At 42.1% G+C, this 20253-nt stretch carries 15 protein-coding genes and 1 pseudogene; 8 read left to right on the top strand and 8 right to left on the bottom strand.

The features are described 5' to 3' along the window. Window positions 1-16 precede the first annotated feature (16 nt). Window positions 17-1444, bottom strand: coding sequence for an aspartate aminotransferase family protein (locus ACH59B_RS18040; protein ID WP_249506856.1), 1428 nt, complete (start codon window positions 1442-1444; stop codon window positions 17-19). A gap of 63 nt (window positions 1445-1507) precedes the next feature. Here ACH59B_RS18040 and ACH59B_RS18035 point away from each other — a divergent pair, with 63 nt between their 5' ends. Further along, window positions 1508-1750, top strand: coding sequence for a restriction endonuclease (locus tag ACH59B_RS18035; protein ID WP_249506855.1), 243 nt, complete (start codon window positions 1508-1510; stop codon window positions 1748-1750). Window positions 1751-2068: 318 nt separating this feature from the next. Here ACH59B_RS18035 and ACH59B_RS18030 read toward each other — a convergent pair whose 3' ends face one another. From ACH59B_RS18030 to ACH59B_RS18010, 5 genes are all read right to left on the bottom strand, one after another. Then, window positions 2069-2428 carry a putative zinc-binding protein gene (locus tag ACH59B_RS18030; protein WP_013311396.1) on the bottom strand — a complete coding sequence of 120 codons (360 nt, stop codon included), beginning with the start codon at window positions 2426-2428 and terminating at the stop codon, window positions 2069-2071. Between the two features lie 307 nt (window positions 2429-2735). Continuing rightward, complete coding sequence (locus tag ACH59B_RS18025; RefSeq protein ID WP_031461985.1) at window positions 2736-3221, bottom strand: hypothetical protein; 486 nt, start codon at window positions 3219-3221, stop codon at window positions 2736-2738. Between the two features lie 695 nt (window positions 3222-3916). Continuing rightward, window positions 3917-4339 carry a hypothetical protein gene (locus ACH59B_RS18020; protein WP_031461984.1) on the bottom strand — a complete coding sequence of 141 codons (423 nt, stop codon included), beginning with the start codon at window positions 4337-4339 and terminating at the stop codon, window positions 3917-3919. A gap of 101 nt (window positions 4340-4440) precedes the next feature. After that, window positions 4441-4968, bottom strand: a complete 528-nt coding sequence (locus tag ACH59B_RS18015; RefSeq protein WP_031461983.1) for a hypothetical protein — start codon at window positions 4966-4968, stop codon at window positions 4441-4443. A gap of 1 nt (window position 4969) precedes the next feature. Continuing rightward, window positions 4970-8182: a contractile injection system protein, VgrG/Pvc8 family gene (locus ACH59B_RS18010; protein ID WP_167440811.1), complete on the bottom strand. Its 3213-nt coding sequence runs from the start codon at window positions 8180-8182 to the stop codon at window positions 4970-4972. A 595-nt stretch (window positions 8183-8777) separates the two neighbouring features. On the opposite strand from ACH59B_RS18010, the gene ACH59B_RS18005 reads away from it, so the two are divergent. Beyond that, complete coding sequence (locus ACH59B_RS18005; RefSeq protein ID WP_017426816.1) at window positions 8778-8945, top strand: hypothetical protein; 168 nt, start codon at window positions 8778-8780, stop codon at window positions 8943-8945. Between the two features lie 171 nt (window positions 8946-9116). Here the strand turns inward: ACH59B_RS18005 and ACH59B_RS18000 are convergent. Continuing rightward, window positions 9117-9368, bottom strand: a pseudogene (locus ACH59B_RS18000) (phenolic acid decarboxylase); the annotation flags it as partial. Window positions 9369-9568: 200 nt separating this feature from the next. Between ACH59B_RS18000 and ACH59B_RS17995 the strand changes: the two are divergent. Next, complete coding sequence (locus ACH59B_RS17995) at window positions 9569-11809, top strand: carbohydrate binding domain-containing protein (RefSeq protein ID WP_031461980.1); 2241 nt, start codon at window positions 9569-9571, stop codon at window positions 11807-11809. Between the two features lie 804 nt (window positions 11810-12613). Here ACH59B_RS17995 and ACH59B_RS17990 read toward each other — a convergent pair. Then, window positions 12614-13486, bottom strand: coding sequence for a copper amine oxidase N-terminal domain-containing protein (locus tag ACH59B_RS17990; RefSeq protein WP_123797497.1), 873 nt, complete (start codon window positions 13484-13486; stop codon window positions 12614-12616). Window positions 13487-13858: 372 nt separating this feature from the next. Here ACH59B_RS17990 and ACH59B_RS17985 point away from each other — a divergent pair, with 372 nt between their 5' ends. The 5 genes from ACH59B_RS17985 (at window position 13859) to thrC (ending at window position 20149) form a co-directional block, all read left to right on the top strand. Next, complete coding sequence (locus tag ACH59B_RS17985; RefSeq protein WP_031461979.1) at window positions 13859-14731, top strand: AraC family transcriptional regulator; 873 nt, start codon at window positions 13859-13861, stop codon at window positions 14729-14731. 357 nt (window positions 14732-15088) lie between these two features. Further along, complete coding sequence (locus ACH59B_RS17980) at window positions 15089-15394, top strand: hypothetical protein (protein ID WP_230681864.1); 306 nt, start codon at window positions 15089-15091, stop codon at window positions 15392-15394. A gap of 405 nt (window positions 15395-15799) precedes the next feature. Then, window positions 15800-17194, top strand: coding sequence for a TldD/PmbA family protein (locus tag ACH59B_RS17975; protein WP_045244287.1), 1395 nt, complete (start codon window positions 15800-15802; stop codon window positions 17192-17194). A 3-nt stretch (window positions 17195-17197) separates the two neighbouring features. Then, on the top strand, window positions 17198-18541 hold the full coding sequence (locus ACH59B_RS17970) for a TldD/PmbA family protein (RefSeq protein ID WP_404302281.1): 1344 nt from the start codon (window positions 17198-17200) through the stop codon (window positions 18539-18541). Between the two features lie 216 nt (window positions 18542-18757). Then, entirely contained in the window at window positions 18758-20149 is a 1392-nt protein-coding gene (gene thrC, locus ACH59B_RS17965; RefSeq protein ID WP_045244289.1) for a threonine synthase, read from the top strand. The last annotated feature ends 104 nt before the right edge of the window (window positions 20150-20253 follow it).

Here is a 20253-nt window from a genome sequence, read left to right as displayed (position 1 = left end):
ATTTCATAATTTTTCATCACAAAAAGGCTTTTGTCTCATTCAATGAGCGTGCTATATTCGATAAAAGCTGAATTGTATTCCTGATTTCATGTTCCGTAGTATCTGGGTGAATTGCACAGATTCGGAGAACCGTTTTTCCATTAAGTTGTGTCGTAAGCACCGAAGCGTATCCATTGGTCACCGTTTCTTGGGAAATCCTTTTATTGAGCGAATCTAATTCTTGCTCAGATAATCCAGTTGGTGCATATCGAAAATTAACAATCGCTAACTGTGCGGGGGATACAATTTCCCAATGATTATGTTTTTTGATTTCATCTTCAGCCCATTCTGCGAGTTGAACACCATGCTCTATGGCTTCACTGACAGCATTAGTTCCTAAAGCTTGCAGTGTCACCCATAGTTTCAAACTTCGAGCAGGCCGCGTTAATTCAGGGCCCAAATCCCAATAATTAAAATGTTCTTCATCAGTCTCGGCATCCTTCAAATATTCTGGGCGTGTGCTGAAGCAGTTTTTGAGTTGCTGCTTATCTTTGGCTAAAACCACGCTACAGGAATAGGTCTGCATTAACCATTTATGTGCATCCCAGGTAATGCTATCTGAACGCGATATTCCGCTCAAAAGGGACTTATATTTCGAAGAAGCCAAAATTGACGCACCGTAAGCTCCATCCACGTGTAACCAAATATTATGTTTTTCACATAGGTCAGCAATTTCGTTTAGCGGGTCAATGCTTCCTGTATTGGTTGTGCCTGCCGTGGCAATGATCGCAAAAGGCTTCATACCAGCCGCCTGATCATCCATTACTTTTTTTTCTAAGGCTGAAATATCCATACGAAAATTTGTATCACTTGGAATCTTTCTGATCTGATCACCACGGAATCCAAGAATGCGTAACCCTTTGGCAACCGATGAATGAGTTTGGTCTGAAACATAAGCAGTTCCAATGGCATATTCCTGCTCGAATAACTTTGCATTGCGTGCAGCTGCCAAAGCGGTCAAATTGGACAACGATCCGCCGGACAGAAATAAGCCTCCAGCCGTATCGGGATATCCTGCTTGGTCACACATCCACCGGATCACTTCCCCTTCTAAAAGGCTTGCGCTCGAACTCAGCATCCAGCTTCCGGCGTGGGTATTATAAGCACTGGTCATGATATCTCCTAACCACGAGTAAAGAGACATTGGACTAGGAACCAATGCGAAAAAGCGAGGGTGTTGCATGAACGTTTGATAAGAATAGACGTTTTTCCTCATTTCATTGACAACTTCTTTTATCGGTCTTCCTTTTTTGGGAAAACCAATTCCCCTTAAATGAGCTATGGTATCCTCATCTGCAGTGTTGATTACTTTTTGAGAGCGGATATTGTTATTTTCTGCCATGTATGAATGTATGAACTGCTCAATAATTTCACCTAATTGCTGATTTGGTTCTTGATTCATCATAAGCATCTCCATCTCCTTTGTTTAACTTCAACCAAAGTATAATATAACATCTGTTGTCATATTGTGATATTCACCGATTTCATCATTAAGTTTATTTTTAGGCTCTTCGCTATTACGCAAAGTAGTTCTCAAAGGCAAAGAGGGCTATTCAAAATCCCCGTTCAGTGCAAATGCTGGAAATGTGATGTTGGGAATGAGATAGTACTCCAACTCAAGGCAGGTACGCAGGTACATAGTTGCTGTGTTGCTTGGATGGTAACGACGAGTAATTTTACAAGACAGCTAAGGAGGCGGGGGAGCTTGTAATATAGGCGGGGAACCTTAGTTATCTGAAAATAATTAAAAAAGAGAATACATGTATAGTCACTTGTAAGTAAAGTGCTCGAAACGATTTGCCAAATGTTGCAACTCAGCTACTTAATGATTTAAAAAATGACCCCAATTAGAGCTCCAAATTGTTTAGGATTTTTATATCCAATAATTAATATGGGAGTAAAAAAATACTGGTGGCCCTTAAAAATGTGTTAGGAGCCACCAGTACAAACTAATTTACAATATTGTTACATAATATGAGCCAGCTATACTTTTACTATATATACACAACACCTTAACTTCGGTCGGGAATTATTGTCCAATTTGTTCTAAGATTTGTGTGTAAGCATTCCTATAATGATCGGGGTTAGGATCTTCTCCTATTATTTTGGGTACATCAAAGTCAGACAGCAGGAAATGGTGTTTGGGTTGAACTTCATGTCTTGCTAAGCAACTCTTGCAACAGGACAAGGGGCAGCCGTCAATTGCAATGATGTCACGTCCCGATTTTGCTGTTCTGACAAGTGGTTTGACATCACCGCCAACACCAGCTATACAGGACATTTCAGCGACTTTTTCTCGATCCATTTGTATAGCGATCATGTTAGCGGTTTGTGCTGCGGAGGAACATCCAGAACAAGAATAGACAAGAGGTAAATCCGTTCTTTTCATCTTTGTACACTTCCTTGTTTTTTTCTTTGTGGTCCATCACGGTATCTTTGGTTTTAGGTAAAATAAATTTTAAATTGTTTGTATTTTAACTTAAATTTACAGTCTAAACCGTGATCGTGATCACGACAATATTTTTGTGAAATCTGTTATAGGGCTAATTGTGTGTGTATATAAATCAGCTAGATCTTTAGAAAAAAGCTTATCCCAACTCATAGATTGAAGTTGGAATAAGCTTTTGAAAGTTATGTCTTTTTTAGTATTTGGTTTGTTGTATTGTAGGATCTTGTTGTCACCTTGTACTCATAAGTTAGTTTTTGGGATTCTTATAGCACCAATCTGGGTCATACGGTAATAATTTTAATTTTTGTATGTCTTCCCAACTGTAAACCCAATCATAATCTGCAATCCAAAAATAATCATCAGGATTTAGCTTGAGGTATTCGTAAATAAAATTGAATATCAATTCTTGATTAACATAGATATCTTCAATATGACCGACTTGACACAGCAATAAATTTGTATCTAATCCTAAATCTTCGTGATAGTAAAAATCAATACTTGAACTATTAATACTATGAATATAAAAGATTAATGAAGATTCGTAGTTCTCCGCAAATGATCTATTATTAATATTCAGCGTTGTATATGAAAAATCCCCTTCATTTGAGTAATTTTTATTGTTGTAGAAATAGAGAGATGCATCCGAATGAAAGGCTGCAACTATAGTATCTGCTAACAGCTTCTCAGGAGAATATCTCTCTTTATTCGTTAAAATAACTGCCGAAGTCCCCATCTTTACTTTAATACCTCCTTGAGTTCATCTATAGAGTTTACAATAGTAACACCTTTAGATTTAATAACTTCCAATTTATTCAGATCGTTCTGATGTAAATTAGTCAACGGCTTGTCAATATATAAAATGACTTTCTTCTGGTTATGATTAAAATAACCGTCATGATTTACATTAACGTATTTATCAAACTGTTCAACATTTGTAATGGCTTTTAATGATTTCTTAACTTCAATAATTCATCCTTAGTTACTACGTCAAAATCGCCCGCCGGGTTACCATCTGCCCTTTGAATTTTCTGGGCAAATGCTGTTACTTCCTTATTTTCTCTAACAGCAGAAGCTACTTTTGCCTCAGTAGCTTTTCCGGGGTCTTTACTGTTTAAAAGATATCAATATCGCGATTAATATTTTTCGGATGTTGATCATCCCAAATTAACTCATTACCAGCCGAATTCGTATATTTCGTTTTATTTCCACTCTTGACTACACTACCAACATTTAGAAGCTTTTAGAGTATCCTCAGGAGGCTTGCTCTTGCTCGAATTCGGTAGTTTAGGTGACTCCTTAGGTCTACTTGAATTTGCCCCATTATAAATCGCTGAATCATTGAACTCATCAATGGGTTTGTTTACACCTGGACCACCCTTTGGAGTGGGTTTTGCAGGCGGATTTTCTGCAATAGGTGGCTGGCTGGACTTAGCAGGAGAACTTCCTGCACTCCCCATACCTATATGAGCTGTTACAATCCCATAAGTCGTGTCTTCGACTAAACCGCTTAGGCCTGTCCTCTCCATGTAATCTCCAGATTTTGTCCAACTCAATAGCATTTGTAGAGTCCACACCCATCGCTACTAAACCATCTTCGATGGCATTGAGAGTTCCTTCATCCCATAACTGCGTTCGTTTTGCGTTGACGATACGCTGTATGGTGGCCAATTTATTAGAATCTTTAATATCATACAGTGATAGTTTGCGCTTCTTTGTAATTTCAGTGCACAGTGCTTGCTCTGCTTGTTTTAGCTTGTTTTCATCCTGCCACCAGTTGACTGTAAAATAATCATTTTTATTATGAATACCAAACGGCATTAAGGCCAAGAGGAAAGCAAAAAAATAAGTCAATCATGGTAGTATCTGACCATAATCGACTCGTTCGACATAATTGAAAAACGTTATTTAAGATATTCTCATTTCACTTTTAACATGTAATAAACAGAAAAAAGTTACCTTCTATACCCGCTATTTTCAAAAAAATCTTCTTCTAAATAAGGATAATTCAGTAGCTCTAGATTTTCTTTAGTGATATACCTGGTTTGATATTCATCTAGATTATTATTGATAAATAAACGCCCTTTAATTCTTTTTAATAGTGGGTATGAGGAATCATCTTCAACAACCAAATCTTGATCGTTCAATCGCAATAGTTTTCCAATAACTTCGAGTAGCTTTAACCATCCAATGTCAAAAGTACGTGATATAAATTGAATACTAATAAGAACATTTGTATCTACGCCGTGATCTTCGAGATTCATTTCTTGAAAACGTTCTAAATAGTCATCCTCATCATCTAAATTAATGCTTATAGAAAAATAAGTACAACTAATACTAACCTGTCGAGCATCAGACCAATCTTTTACTTCCACTTCATAAAAATTTATTTCCATTACTAACACTTCACATATCATATTATAAAGCAACTTTCCCAAGGCTTCTCTAGACAAATTAGAGCCAATAGATAACCTAAAGTCCATTTTACTCAAACCTCCAGTACGCTCTAGTTACTTGACGATCTTCAATGATTAGCAATTCATCTAAATGTTTTAAATCCTTATGTGTTTGACTTTTTAAATTTTCAATAAGCTCGCGTCTTTTTTCAATAGGATAATCATTTAAATTTAACACTATTCTTCTAGCTTGTTTTGTAGTTTTCTCTCTGAGTGTATCAAGAATGTTCCGTAGACTCGTAGTTGTATCAGGAGCGTAACAATCAAATACTTGTCTCTCTATTATGAAATCTGGACTTTTTTTAGGATCAATACCATAACCATTTCCATTATCAAGTTCGTCAAGCATTGTTGTACGATATCCTTGTTCTGTGAGTACATCTGCAGCTTCATTTTGTCTTTCTAAACCTCGGCTACCTTTACCTTTAGTTTCAGCATAATTTCCCTCCGGTTTCCCCCCTCTAGGTAATGAAGGCTTAGTACTGATAGCATTCGGTCTGATTTTTGGTGTATAAGGAATATAATTAGGACCATATAGGTTGTATTCAGAACTAGTTTTCCAGTCTACATTATTATCGCCATATCTTGAACGGAAATACTCATCCCATTCTGGTCCTGTTCTAGGTATCTTTGCAGAATTACCCATCCCCTCAATCTCTTTATTAGGCTTCAGGTTGGGAGGTTGGGGTGGCTCTGTTTTGATTTTAGGACCTGCATGAATAGGTTCTTTAACGGGCAATTTTAGTGTAGGTTTCGGCTTGGAAAATGAACCGGTTCCCTCAACAATCCCTACTAGACCAATAATGTTGGACCAATGTTCTGCTGACAAAGGATCTTTAGGTGTCAACGCTCCACGTATAGTCTCTGTTATTCCGAACGTAGCGAAATTGATAGCATCGCTACCAGAATTCCCCTGATTACGTGCACGCTCCATATAAGCCTGATAGATTCCCTTAGGAATACCGTACGACAAGTAATCCAAATATGCACCAACTGAATCGTAGCGTTTTTGGATCCTTTCCATATTAGCTTCATAAATTCCTGTTCCTATTTCAGTTAGGCTATCTGCCGACTTTGTAGTCACATATTGTGCTGTGTGTGCCTGTTCCATTGCTATTTGACTTTTTATCATCGCACTACTACCCGTATATTCCAGGTAACGATCCCACCAAGACTTAGGCTTCTCAACTTGTTGTTTAGGCTGTTGCTGTGCCATGCGGCTGTCGTAATCGGCTCTCCAGCGTTTTCTTACTTCTTCCGGAACCTGCTGATACGCATGAACCATGGCATTCGATTCTTTAAGCAGGTTCTGTACTAGTTCCAATGGGCCTCCGGAATGCGCTATATGACGGGCGCTCGTAAACACTTTCCCAAGAATCCATTTACTATAATAGGCTTGTTTAGCTTTCTCATGCTCGTGTAGACTAATCAACCCTTGCATAGCCAAACCAGCCAAGTGTTTCAACGGATGAATACCGTTCCCTTTAGCTCCTTCAACGGTAGGGGTTCCTTTGCTCCGAATAGGGATCGCTGCAGTTGCTCTCAGAATCATACCTCCCGCAGGTCCGCCTAAAGCTCCTGCAACAACGCCAGCCACTTTTCCCATCACTGGAATAGAACCCAATAGCTTGGACACCGTACCCATCAAGGCATTTGCCTGTTTAAGCTCTGCTGGAATGGTGATTTTTGCTTTAGGGGTAGAGGCTTGGCTGCTAGATGAATCCCTAGCTGCTGATGCAGCTTGCGCCGCCTCGTATGCTTTGATGCTCATGAGTGGTGGCTCAGGCACAGGAGGGAGGTCAGCTACGAAAACAGGAGCTTTCACCGTACCTTCCTGATAAATCACTGGAGCCTTGGTATCCGTCTCACCGTCCAGTACCATACTGCTGGCTCCGCCTTTTAGATACAGCGCCGTTCCAGCTTCGAGCGAAAGCTCCTGCCCAGCATCAAGCTTGACGTGACCACCCTGAATCTGCACATTCCCGGGACTGTCAATCGTAATGCCGCTACTTTCATGCAGTGTAATGGAAAATTCACCGGAGGTGGATAGGGTCAGCTTGTGCTCAGACATTTCGACGGAGCTACCTTGCACATGTTGCCATACCTTCACATTCGGCTGATCATTTATGTAGCGTTGTTGTCGCACTGAATCCGTGACATAGGCATCTTGTTCGCGGTGTGTAGGCAGATACAGTTCCACCTGTTCCCCAACCTCAGGCATATCGTACCAGCCACTATGTTCTTCAGCGACATAACGGGTGGCGACGGGAAACCAGCAGGCTTTGGCAGGATCTTGCTTCGGGTCAATATCCAGTTGCAGCTGTACAAAATCCTGTTGTACCTTCAGTACCGTTCCTGTCAGCGAAATTCCAGTAGCCTGATCGTTTTCATAACGGGCATAGCGGATATCTTGTTCGGCTTGAAGATCATAACGGGTGTACAGTAAGCCATCTGCTAAGGTTGTCACTGCTCGAACCACGACCAGTTCTTTGCCTTGTCCAATAGGTAACGTGATAAGGTCGCCTAGTGCATAGTATTGCAGGCTTTCGATCATATAGGTGACATACGAGCCAGCACGTTCTCCCGGCTTTTCCGCATCCAACTCATGAAACGTTTTCCGTACTCGATAAAATACATCCCGCTCCACCTTATGCTGCTTGCCTTCTGGCATACCGAAGAAAACCTTGGGCGAAGCTGCGGTTACCTCTGGCACAAGGACGGAACCAAAGCGAGAAGCAAGACGTTTTAAAAATGCCCAATCCGTCTCCTCATATTGTAAAACAAATGTCTCCAATTTGGCATGGTTGCTTATCGTATCAATGGCATCTCCGTACTGATATTTTCGAACCAGTGCTGTGACCAGATCATCATAGGTGCGGTGAATATCTTGATAGGAGCGTCTTTTACGTTTAATATCCATCTGGTACGAATGGGAAGCGGCCTCCAATTCAAACGTATACACGCCTCGTACGCAGTGTACGGACATACGTGTAACAATCCCATGGAACAGCCTTCTCAGCGATTGTCCCTGATCATTCAACTGACGAATCACAATCGGCTCTTGCTCCATATTTTGACCAATACAAGCCGCTCCCTGTTCTTCGGAGAGCATGCCACTGATATGTAAAAAGGCATGATCATTAATGGTACGTGTTATTTGAAGTTGTTCGATATGTTGTGGCTGAAAGGGACCATAAAAGCGTAGGCTTTCATATCCGATCCCATCTGATAATACGCTCAAGTGAGTTCATAACTCCTTTCTAGATGCGATGGGTATTTTCAAGTGAAGCACGTCATCTTGCATTTGCTTCTGAATTATCGAAGCCGCAGATGAGTACAACAGTGAGTCCATATAAATATGTATAACAAGGTTTGTACGCTAAAAAGGAACGAGAGGTGATATTTAATAAACAACCCAGCATATGTATTTATCGGTTAAAAGAGAGATTTAGTTTACAGAATGACCCATTGATTGGGGGATTTACTATGTTTATTTTTGGAAGCAGGTGATACGGGAGGGAAGTGTAACATGATTTAATATAGGAATATGGTAATACGCAAGTGCCGAGATCGGATACCATTTTTGAACGTAAGGATTTGGAGTTGAATAAAATAAGGTTATTCCCTTCTGTGACGTGCAATCAACTTGCTGTGGTTCAATTACTTTAATAAAACAGATGCAGGGAAGGTCAACATATACCAATGATGTATGTATTTGCGGGGAATAATGGAAGCGATAAAAGTACGATTGAGAACCTGGTTGTTGACCTGACTGGGAATTAGCGTAAATATTGATCCTAATGCCCTGCCCAGAGGAACCGAAGAGACTTTCTGAGATGGATATTGTGAACAGACCTGAATTCTCGGAATGGGAGGATAAGCATCATTACAAGCAAGCATTGGAGAATGAAGCTTTGTACTGGCAGGGCATGAAGGACGGAGCACAGTTTGTATATGTTGTATTAGAGATGATGCTTCATGATGAAAAAGAGAAAGAAGAATAGCCAATGGAGATTAGAGGGTTATAGAGAACATTAAAAAAGATGCTGGGCACCTACCAATCTGGTCATACCCCTGTCAAGTAGACAGGGTATGACCAGGTTGGTAGGTGTTTTAATTTGTCTTACGTTATGAGGCACAGGCTCAGGCTTTTCAGTTCAATTCGTCTTGATTGACTATGCTTGCAACTTACCCGCACGAATATCATCTGTCATGCCCGCGTAAGGTGCCTGGGCAATCAACTTCTCGTTGTTCACACCTGCATTTTCAATAAAAGTAATATATGCGAATTCAGGAACTACATGCTTCGGATAAGTCTCATACTTTTCACGCGATTCTTCCATCAGAGGGATGAAATCATTTTGATAGCGTACTTTAATCTCTGGATGCTCATGCACCCATTTCGGAAAGAAAATAATACCATGCATGGTCAATGAAATGGCTGGATGGGTTCAGTATCGGAGAAGCTTCGCCGAAAGAATCATAAACTTTAAGTCGGTATAAGTCGATTAAATAATTAAGGGCTTATATATACACAAATTTCTATATTATAACATATCTAGCAGTGAACTTAAGCCCAGGCGTAGAAGCCGTATCTAAAAATAGAATTCATTCCAGGAGGTAAGCGATGAATAAGAGAACAGGCTTTAGATTTTTAGTTGTAATTATGATGATTTATGTATTTACTTTTAATCTGGGTGTGGAAACTGTAAAGGCAAATTCCGTATATTATGTTTCTACAACGGGGAATGACATCACTGGGACCGGTACACTATCAAATCCATGGAAAACCATACAAAAGGCAGCAGATACCATGAAAGCCGGAGATACCTGCATCATACGAGGTGGTACATACCGGGAAACAGTAACACTTCATACTTCCGGAACTTCTGCAAAACCCATAAACTTTGAGGCTTATACAGGAGAGAACGTAACGGTATCCGGTGCCGATCCGGTTACTGGCTGGAAAAATTACTCCGGATCCATCTATTATGCGGAAATGAGGGGTTCCCTTGGAACAAAAAATCAGATATTTGTTAATAAGCAAATGCAATTTGAAGCTAGATGGCCCAATTCATCAACACTTGATCCCTTAAATTCAACATATGCAACAGTTGATTCCGGTTCCACTACAACCATCAAGGATGGGGACTTAACTCAGCCACCTGGATACTGGGTTGGCAAAACGGTTTGGAGTGTTCCGGGAACAGGCTACAAATCTTATAAAAGTACCATTACCAGCTCAAGTGACGGCTCCATTACCTTTGATCAAATAGATACTTCAGCGACAGGCGGTAACAGCTATTATATTACTGGTAATCTTAAAGATCTTGACAGTGCGGGAGAATGGTATTATGACAGCATTACTGGCAGACTTTATTTATGGGCACCTGGTGGAGTTGATCCGAATACTTTGACAGTAGAAGCAAAGAAGCGGACTTATGCATTTGATTTAAGTTCCCGCTCTTACATAAATATTACCGGAATTAATATCTTTGCCTCCAGCATTAAAATGTCTAATTCTAATTACTGTACAGTTTCTAATATGATTGCGGAATATGTCAGTCATGATTCGGATGTTACCAGACAATACAGTACAGGGATATTTATGTCCGGTACCAATAATGAGCTTAGAGACAGTACTTTGACCTACAGTTCCGGTAATCTGGTGAGTATAGAGGGAACAGGAAATAAGGTAATTAATAATCTTATTCATGAAGCAAATTATTCGGCAGCGGATATTCCGGCAATCTATCTATTGGGGGCAAACCATCTAATCAGTCATAATACGGTATATAACGCTGGGCGTTATCTGATATTTATGCCTACCCAAAACAGCCAGATACAATATAATAATCTGTACAATGCAGGAAAGCTGACAAAAGACTGCGGAATACTCTATGAATTTGCCTGGGATGGGCAAGGGACGGTAATTCATCATAACTACATCCATGATAATCTGGCAAAGAATTATTCCGGCACTGGTATCTATCTGGATAACGGTAGCAAGGGCTATACTGTGCATCATAATGTTGTATGGGGAAACTATACAGGGATAAGATTGAATACACCCAGTAATTTTAACCTGATTTATAACAATACCACCTACAGTAACGGAAATGTAGGATATTGGGGAAGTAATTTTCAGTCAGATATGTACGGCGACAGAATTTTCAACAATATCTTTACTACAGCCTTTACACTGCCTGGTGCTCATATAGAGGGAAATAATATTACCTCAGAAACCAATCCGTTATTTGTGAATCCCACAGCATATGATTTCAGGTTGCAGTCTACTTCTCCAGCTATTAATGCAGGGGTTGTAATATCTGGAATCACGAATGATTATGTTGGTTCGGCACCGGATATTGGAGCATATGAGTTCGGTGGAACTGACTGGACTGCCGGGCATGATTTTTCTTCACCTCCGGACCCGGTTTTTGAGAGTGTCAGCTTACTTTATGTTAATAACGTAAGTCAATCTGATTTCGAGAAAGGGATAATCTCACCATGGGCGGCAACATATTCAGATACTGCTGCAAGTGTATCGGTACCAAGAAGCGGCTCTAAGAGTGTTAGATTGGGACCCGGAGAAGATGGTATCGAGCAGGTACTTACGGGGCTAAGTCCTAATACCAGCTATATGTGTACCGCCTGGGTTAAGGCAGACATAGGAGAGCGGATTCAGATTGGCGTTAATGGCTTTGAAGGAACGGATGCATCCGCAACATCTGACAGTACATCCTGGACAATGGTAAACATTCCTTTTACAACCGGAGAAGGCGCTACCAGGGCAACAGTGTATGCTTACAAGAATCCTGGTACAGCATATGTTTATGTGGATGATTTTGGGGTAGTTGAGCAATAAATTATTTTACTGGTTTTATGTTTGAGAGGATTGTCAGAAAGTCAGAAAAACCAAGACTGCCTTGGGGCAGATGGATCAGGAGGGACACTTTCAGTAGAAAATAAAAAAGAAAGACATAAGACTCTGATCTAAAAACGATAGATTTTCCGCCAAGGGGCGACCAGGCCTTAGGGTCATCATTTTTGTACACTCAAGGCACGTGGAGTGCGTGGTAGTATTATATCGAGATGAGATGAGTGGCTAGACCATAACATTACATGTTGACATTAAGAAATAATGCTTGATAGTTTAATGGGTAATAAATCAATTGCTCTTGAAGTCTTGTTGTAGGGTTTGAGGAACATTTAATGTCTGGTAAAAAAGTTTGGAACAGAGGGGAAACTCCCCACGCCTCTATACTGAAACCCGCTCATTGAGCGGGTTTTTGTTTTTAATCACTTTTATTGTAGACCAAATGTAGACATGAAATATTTAAGACATTGAGTTAAGTGAGAGCTTTTAGTTGTAGAATTCTGCTACGTTAGTACAACTGCTGTAATCCTTCGAGAAACCAATCTGGCCAATTGGCGTGGGATTTTGCCCTTCCGCGATTTAAGTGTGTATGTTAACTCTGATAGGAGGATGGAAAGTCATAGTTATTTATAGTGTTAAAAATGGAGATACGTTTTATAATTTCTTTATAGGCATAAGAAAAGCCATGGTGCAAGACATAATCTTATCAGTTAAACGATTTTATCCAGTAGATATTAAAACAAGCTTCCTTGGTCCTGGCAAAACTAAAAGGCTCAGTCCAACGGGATATTACTATTTTCGTTCATTCTTCGATTGTAATGTTCTTCCGGCAGCTAGTAAATACTGTAAAGGGTCATTTATTTTAAGATACGACAGACTTTGAGACACGTGACCTTCCTGATTAACTTTTAGACGTTTTCGATCCGGGATATCTACAGACGCGAAATCTGCATCCATTTCTACCGTTTGATTAAAGAAGCCAATGATGTGCAAATCTTCTTTCCCTTCACTAATCGTAGAGCCTGTCCCATTTAACCCACTCACCGTGATACTCCCTCTGGTTTCGCTTGCTGAGTTTTTCTCTTCCACAAGTTTGAAATTTTGAATACTCAGTGCAGAAGGATTGTCAACAATGGATCTTCCTCGATCCAGTTCTATTACTCTTTGAAAAATCTTGCTTTGGTCAAAAGCTGGATCTTTTACAATCACTTTGTTGTTCATGTACTCAAACGGGATATTCATACTTCTCAGCAATACCCCAAGCGGAATGACAAAGGCATCCTGAATCACTTCGGGCTGAGTGTCCATCTGTGCTGAAGTATCGTTCAGTTTATATGTTTTTGCTCCCTTTTGAAACACAATTTCGTTTGATCTCCACCTGATTTTTGCTTCCTGAAGTTTACCGTTGTAATTAACTTTTGCGCCAAGAAGCTCGGTAACGGAACGAAGCGGAACCATGAGACGTTTTTCTTCATTAACGTAGGGACCAATCGGTGTGCAGTACAAAACGTCATAATCATTCACTTTGAGCAAAGAGGTTCCATTGATATGAATAGAGTGATTAATCGGTGCTACATTAGCGTTAAAAGAAGAGGTTCCAAATATAGCACTCACAAAAACCACAAGAGATAATACGGCCGTTCTATAAAAATATTTTCGTTTCATTTTTCAACCCCCGTGAATTGAGATAGGTTGTGTTAGGTCGCATGTTTGCTTCGGAGCAGTGATAGTTTGTCCTTCTTTAGTTTTAAATAAATTTTCTCCAACTTGCTCTGCATTAGACCACTGCTCCAATAATTCGGACTTGTTTGCAAGAATCTCTCCATCATCTCGAATGTATACGACTTTAAAATTCCATGACAGTCAAACGCTTGCTGGAGCTTGTACCATCTATTCCTGATAAGTACCTCAAACGCGCTCTATTATAATGTATTCGCACTAAATTTATGAATAAGAATAGACCCTACATAATTGCGCAGGAATTGTCGGATGGATACATTCAACTACTGTTATTCTATTGATGAAGGAGGTCATATAGTGGATTTGCTTAAGAGCATGAATGAAGCGATAAGGTATATTGAAGAGAACCTGATTAACGAAATTGATTTTAAAGAGGTAGCAAGGTTGGCTTACTGCTCTGAATTTCATTTTAAAAGAATGTTTTCTTTTCTTGCAGGTGTTACGTTATCAGAATACATCCGCCGCAGACGCCTCACTCTTGCAGCATTCGAGCTTAAAGACAACAAACTAAAGGTTATTGATATCGCGATTAAATACGGGTACAATTCACCAGATTCTTTTACAAGAGCTTTTCAAAATTTACATGGATTAACGCCGTCTGAAGCCAGAATTAATGGCCGTTCACTTAAAGCATATCCACGAATGACCTTCCAGTTATCCATTAAAGGGGGAAGTGAAATGAACTATCGAATTGAAGAAAAAGGGGCATTTTGCATCGTTGGTATCAAGAAAAGAGTTCCCATTATTTTCAACGGAGTCAATCCAGAGATTGCTGCGATGTGGGAAAGTTTAGAGAGTGAAACGATCAATAATCTTAAAAGTATTTCTAATGTCGAGCCTATGGGGTTGCTTAGCGCATCCACAAACTTTTCTGAAGGTAGAATGGAGGAAAAAGGGGAGCTTGATCACTATATTGGCGTTGCAACAACAAAGGAGTGTCCAGATAACCTAACACAACTTGAAGTTGCAGCCTCAACATGGGCAGTATTTGAAGCAATCGGATCATTTCCTGATACTTTACAAGATGTGTGGGGGCGTATTTATTCCGAATGGTTCCCATCCTCAAACTATGAACAAATAGAAGGTCCGGAAATCTTGTGGAATGAGAGTAAAGATATAACCTCACCGACTTTCAAAAGTGAAATATGGATACCCATCTTGAAAAAGTAAAATAATGCGTGTGATCATGAGGTATTTCTTGAGCTGTTTCGGCAGCTCTTTTTACAATTGAGCTCATTTTGTGAAGAAGGTATTTCTTTTAAGGTACAGCCATTTGGCGTGAAAGAAAGGATAATTTATTTCACGAGACTAATGATTTGAATAGAAATAATATCTACTTATTTAGTTGTACTTTTAAAACTTCTAAGTTTGATATAATCCTTATCTTGGAATGTCAAAGAGTCTTATTTTATCTTGCACACTAAATTGTCATAATAACCTTATCTATTATTCTCTCATTGTTACGTATCTACGTACCACATCCGTTATCATCCTTTGCTACACTTTGAATAAAAAGGAGATGATAACTTGGATACCCTACCTAAGATACTAAAGAGCATGGAACATACAAACTCATCTGAAAATACGGCTAAAGAATACGAGAGCTTGGTACAGCAAGAAGATGAACACATAGAGAGACTTAAAACCTGCACAAAGCTCATTTGGGATGCGCTAGCTATCATTTCTCAAAAGGCAAGCGTACTGCACATGGAAACCGTCAAAGAAGCAGCAGAGCATCTTCATATCATGGAACTAGATTTACGAAGAGAACTGTTTAAAGTTCGCTTGAAAAAAAGTATTTTGGCAAACAAAATGAAGCAAACCCAAGCATAGCAGCGGAGGGGACGGAATTGTTCTGAAGAAGCGGAGCGTTCGCCTTTGAACCCGGATTTTAACCGCTAAAATATAATCAAAAAAATCTGAGGGCAACAGCGATCGGAAGAATGATCCGTCCACGTAGCGTCCTTAGTTGCACGTACTGGCTCAATTCACCCAGTAATCAAGCAACTCAAGCTAACCCGACATGACCCTTCACGGTCTGATCGGGTTTTCTCATTTCAATCCCTTCATCCCCGCGCATAAATCTTCACTCTCCCCGCAATCACCCTACGCCCAGATAGTTACACCCACTCCCGACATCATGTATAGTAAAGTTATGGGAAATAAGCATGAACCCGCATATGTTCTTGATCGCTTAGACGTACAATATGAAACATGGCAAAAAAGAGGAGGAACGTGATGATACATCCAACACAGATTCAGGATATGCTGCAAGCCGCGCTGGAGACGGGCGGAGATTTTGCAGAGGTGTTCGTCGAGGACCGCACCAATGGACAATTGGGCATGACTGGGGGCGTCGTGGATACGGCGCTGTCGGGCCGGGATTTTGGGATTGGCATTCGGATCATGAAGGAGCATTTCTCGGTGTATGCCTACACCAGTGATATGAGCGAACAGAGCCTGATCAGACTGGCCAAATCGGCTGCCAAGGCTATTCGTGGAGGTGGAGCACCAGGTGCACACACGATTACACTCCATCCTCATGCCATCCCTAACCAACATCCGATTGCGATCATACCTGATGGTTCACAGAAACGTGCCAAGATTGACATGATGAGACGGGCGCATGAGGCGGCAAGCCAATATAATCCTTCCATCACGCAAACCTCTGTTGGGATCAGCAACTCGATCCAGAACATCTTAATCGCCAATAGCAACGGGCTGCTGGTGGAGGATACCCGTACGTATACACGCATGAGAATAAGCGCGATTGCGACTGATGGGGAGCATAGACAATCCGGGTTCCGTGGACCGGGAGCGTATGCTGGGACTGAATTCCTGGAGAACCTGAACATCGAAGAAAATGCCAGACACGCCGCTCGCATTGCGTCCACGATGGTCAAAGCAGGATATGCGCCTAGCGGCAGGCTGCCTGTTGTAATTGAGAATGGCTTCGGCGGCGTCCTTTTTCACGAGGCGTGTGGACACGGGCTGGAATCTACGGCGGTGGCGCATGGAACTTCCGTGTTTGCCAATAAAATCGGGCAGCAGGTGGCTTCACCGCTCGTCACAGCTATAGATGATGGAACGATTCCAAATGCATGGGGCTCGCTCAATATCGATGATGAAGGAGCGCCGACACAGCGCAACGTACTGATCGAGAACGGTATTTTAAAAGGATATCTAATCGACCGCATGGGCTCGCGCCAGATGGGTGTACCTGCGACGGGATCAGGACGAAGACAATCCTATAAATTCGCGCCTGCATCCCGTATGAACAATACGTTCATTGCGAATGGCGCGTCTACCCGTGAAGAGATCATTGCCAATACGGAGTACGGGATCTATGCCAAATCGCTGGGCGGTGGTTCGGTGAATACCTCGACGAGCGAGTTTAATTTTGCAGTGGAAGAGGCGTACATGATTCGCAACGGTAAAATTGGCGAGCCGGTCAAAGGCGCGACGTTGATCGGCAAAGGGATTGAAACCCTGCAAAATATTGATATGGTCGGCAACAATCTGGATCATGGTCAGGGGATGTGCGGCTCGGTCAGTGGAAGTCTTCCGGTCAACTGCGGACAACCGACGATTCGTGTATCCGAAATGACCGTCGGCGGACGAAAGGGGGAATAGGCGATGAATATTCAGCAATTTCAGGAAGCGTTGTTCGCCAAAGGTCGGGAAATGGGCTATGCGGATATGGAAATCTACTATGTAAATGGACGTTCTACCTCGGTGAAGGTACTGAAGGGAGAAATTGACCAATATACCATCGTTGAAAATGGCGGACTTTCCTTCCGTGGCGTCATTAACGGAAAAATGGGCTATGCCTCTACGGAGAAGCTGGAACCAGATGTGATCGACTTTTTATTGGAAGAAGCACGTAGCAACGCGGATATATTGGAGAGCGAGGAGCAGGATGAGCTGTTTGAAGGCTCTGAGAGCTATCCTGAGCAGCCTGCCTATGCCGTAGCGTTGGCTGACACAGTTCCTGAAATTCTGATCGAAGCGGCGCTGGAAATGGAACGTACAGCGCTTGCCGCAGATCCACGTATCGTGATGGCTCGGCATTGCTCGGTCAGCATTCGTGAAAATGAGGTCCTGATTGTGAATACTAAAGGACTGAGCTGTCATCGTCGCAAAAGTCTGGCGACCGCTTATGTGTATGTGATTGCAGCCGACCATGGCGAAACCGTTACCGGGGGCTGGCATGATTATTCGCTGCGGAGCGTGGAAGAGATCGATATTGTAGATGTGGCGCATAAAGCTGTGAAAGAGGCTGTTTCCAAGCTGGGGGCGCACACGATCCAATCGGATAACTATCCGGTCATTTTCCGTCATGATGCAGCAGCGCAATTGCTGGCTGCGTATACGTCGGTATTTTCAGCAGAATCGGTGGATAAAGGCTTTTCACGCTTGGCTGGGAAGCTGGGTCAGAAGGTGGCAAGCGAACATATCACGCTGATTGATGATCCGCTAATGAAAAACGTTCCGGCAGGCAGCACGTTTGATGCGGAAGGCAGTGCGACACGCCGCAACGAGATCATTAAGGATGGCGAACTGCGGACGTATTTCCATAACCGCAAGACGGCCCGCAAGGCTGGGGTACAGAGTACCTCTCATGCTTCCAAAGGCAGCTATAACGGTAAAATTGGGGTGTCGTATCATAATCTGTACGTGGCTCCAGGCACGTGTACATTGGAGGACATGATTCGCAAGACGGATCGTGGGCTGATGATCGTCGAGCTGCAAGGGCTGCATGCGGGTACCAATACGGCGTCCGGTAATTTTTCGCTGGCTTGTCTGGGATACTGGATTGAGCAGGGGCAGGTGGTCAGAGCGGTCAATCAGATTACCGTATCAGGCAACTTCTTTGACGTCCTACAGCAGGTAGAGGAAGTTGGCAACGATTTGCGTTTTACGGGAAGCTGCACATCTCCTTCGCTCAAGTTGGCTGCACTTTCGATTTCAGGCTCCTAATGACTGGAGTAGCCTGCTTTTTTTCACACTTACGGCCTGTTCCTGACGTTCTGATTGTCTAGCAATGACAGATGCTTGACGCATCGGGGTATGGTAAAGTAGGAGAAAGTCTTTAAAATATGAAAAAAAGGCTTGGTTACAGCACCGCGACAGGGTATTATAGACAATAATATATTCGAAAAAAGGTTCGAATTGAATTTTTATTGGGGGATGTATATGAGATATATAAGCACTAGAGGTCGCGTAGAAGCCAAGGGATTTATTGATACTGTGCTCATGGGGTTAGCTGACGATGGAGGACTAATGGTGCCGGAGCAGATTCCGACCGTGTCGGCAGCTACGCTGGAGCAGTGGGCTACATTGAGCTACAGAGAGCTGCTGCTGGAAGTTTTTGCGCTGTATATCAATGATGAGATTCCTCGTGAGGATTTGGAGCAGCTGGTGAAGCGCAGTTATGCAAGCTTCCGTCATCCGGAAGTTACGCCAGTGAAGAAGATCAACGATTCCCTGTCTATTTTGGAGCTGTTCCATGGGCCTACGTTCGCGTTCAAGGATGTGGCGCTGCAATTTATGGGTGAATTTTATTCCTACGTGTCCAAAAAGCAGAATGAGATCATTCATATTTTGGGTGCAACCTCGGGCGATACGGGAGCAGCAGCCATTCAAGGCGTGCGTGGCAAGGAAGGCATCAAAATCTGTATTTTGCATCCGCATCAAAAGGTGAGCAAGGTACAAGAGCTGCAAATGACGACAGTAGACGATGAGAACGTGCTGAATCTATCAGTAAAAGGGAACTTTGACGATTGTCAAAAAGTAATTAAGGACCTGTTTGCAGATCTGGACTTCAAAGCCAAACATCATCTGCGGGCGATTAATTCGATTAACTTTGTGCGTATTTTGGCGCAGACCGTTTATTACTTCTATGCTTATTTCCGGGCGCAGGAGTCTGCGGGTACGAAGAAGATCAATGTCAGCGTGCCATCCGGCAACTTTGGCAATATCTTTTCCGGCTTTCTTGCGAAGAAAATGGGTCTGCCCATCCACAAGCTGATCATTGCCACGAACGAAAATAACATTTTGGAGCGCTTCGTGAAGACTGGCGAATACCAGCCGGGCGATTTCAAAAGCACATACAGTCCTTCCATGGACATTCAGGTGGCAAGTAATTTCGAAAGATACCTGTACTACTTCCTCGGAGAGGATGCAGCCAAGGTATCTGAATACATGAATAACCTCAAAACAGAGGGACGGATTGTGATCGGTGCAGAGGATTTGAAACGTGTCCAGCAGGATTTTGAAGCGCTGGGTGCTTCGAATGAGCAGTGTCTGGAGCTGATCAAAAAGTACAAAGCTGAATACGATTATTTGCTTGATCCGCATACGGCTTGCGGTATTGCCGCGTATGAGGCGTATAATGGCGCGGACGAAGTCTGTGTGACCTTTGCGACAGCACATCCGGCCAAATTCGATGAGGCGATCCGTCTGGTGGACATTAAGCAAGAGTTCCCGGCGCAAATTGAACAATTGTTCTCCAAGCCGCAACACCAGCAGGTGGTAGAGCATGACGAGGCCGAAATTGTGCGTCAGCTTGAAGCCTTTTATGTGTAACAGAATATTTCCGTAATGGTGAGTTGTTACCTTCTTACGGATGGGAAAGAGGCTGCGTCCTGGGCGCTAGCCTCCTTTTTTATATCCATATTTTCCAGATATGA

The sequence above is a fragment of the Paenibacillus sp. DP01 genome (assembly GCF_044784315.1).
Taxonomy (GTDB): domain Bacteria; phylum Bacillota; class Bacilli; order Paenibacillales; family Paenibacillaceae; genus Paenibacillus; species Paenibacillus polymyxa.
This window is presented reverse-complemented; position numbering and strand designations above follow the sequence as displayed.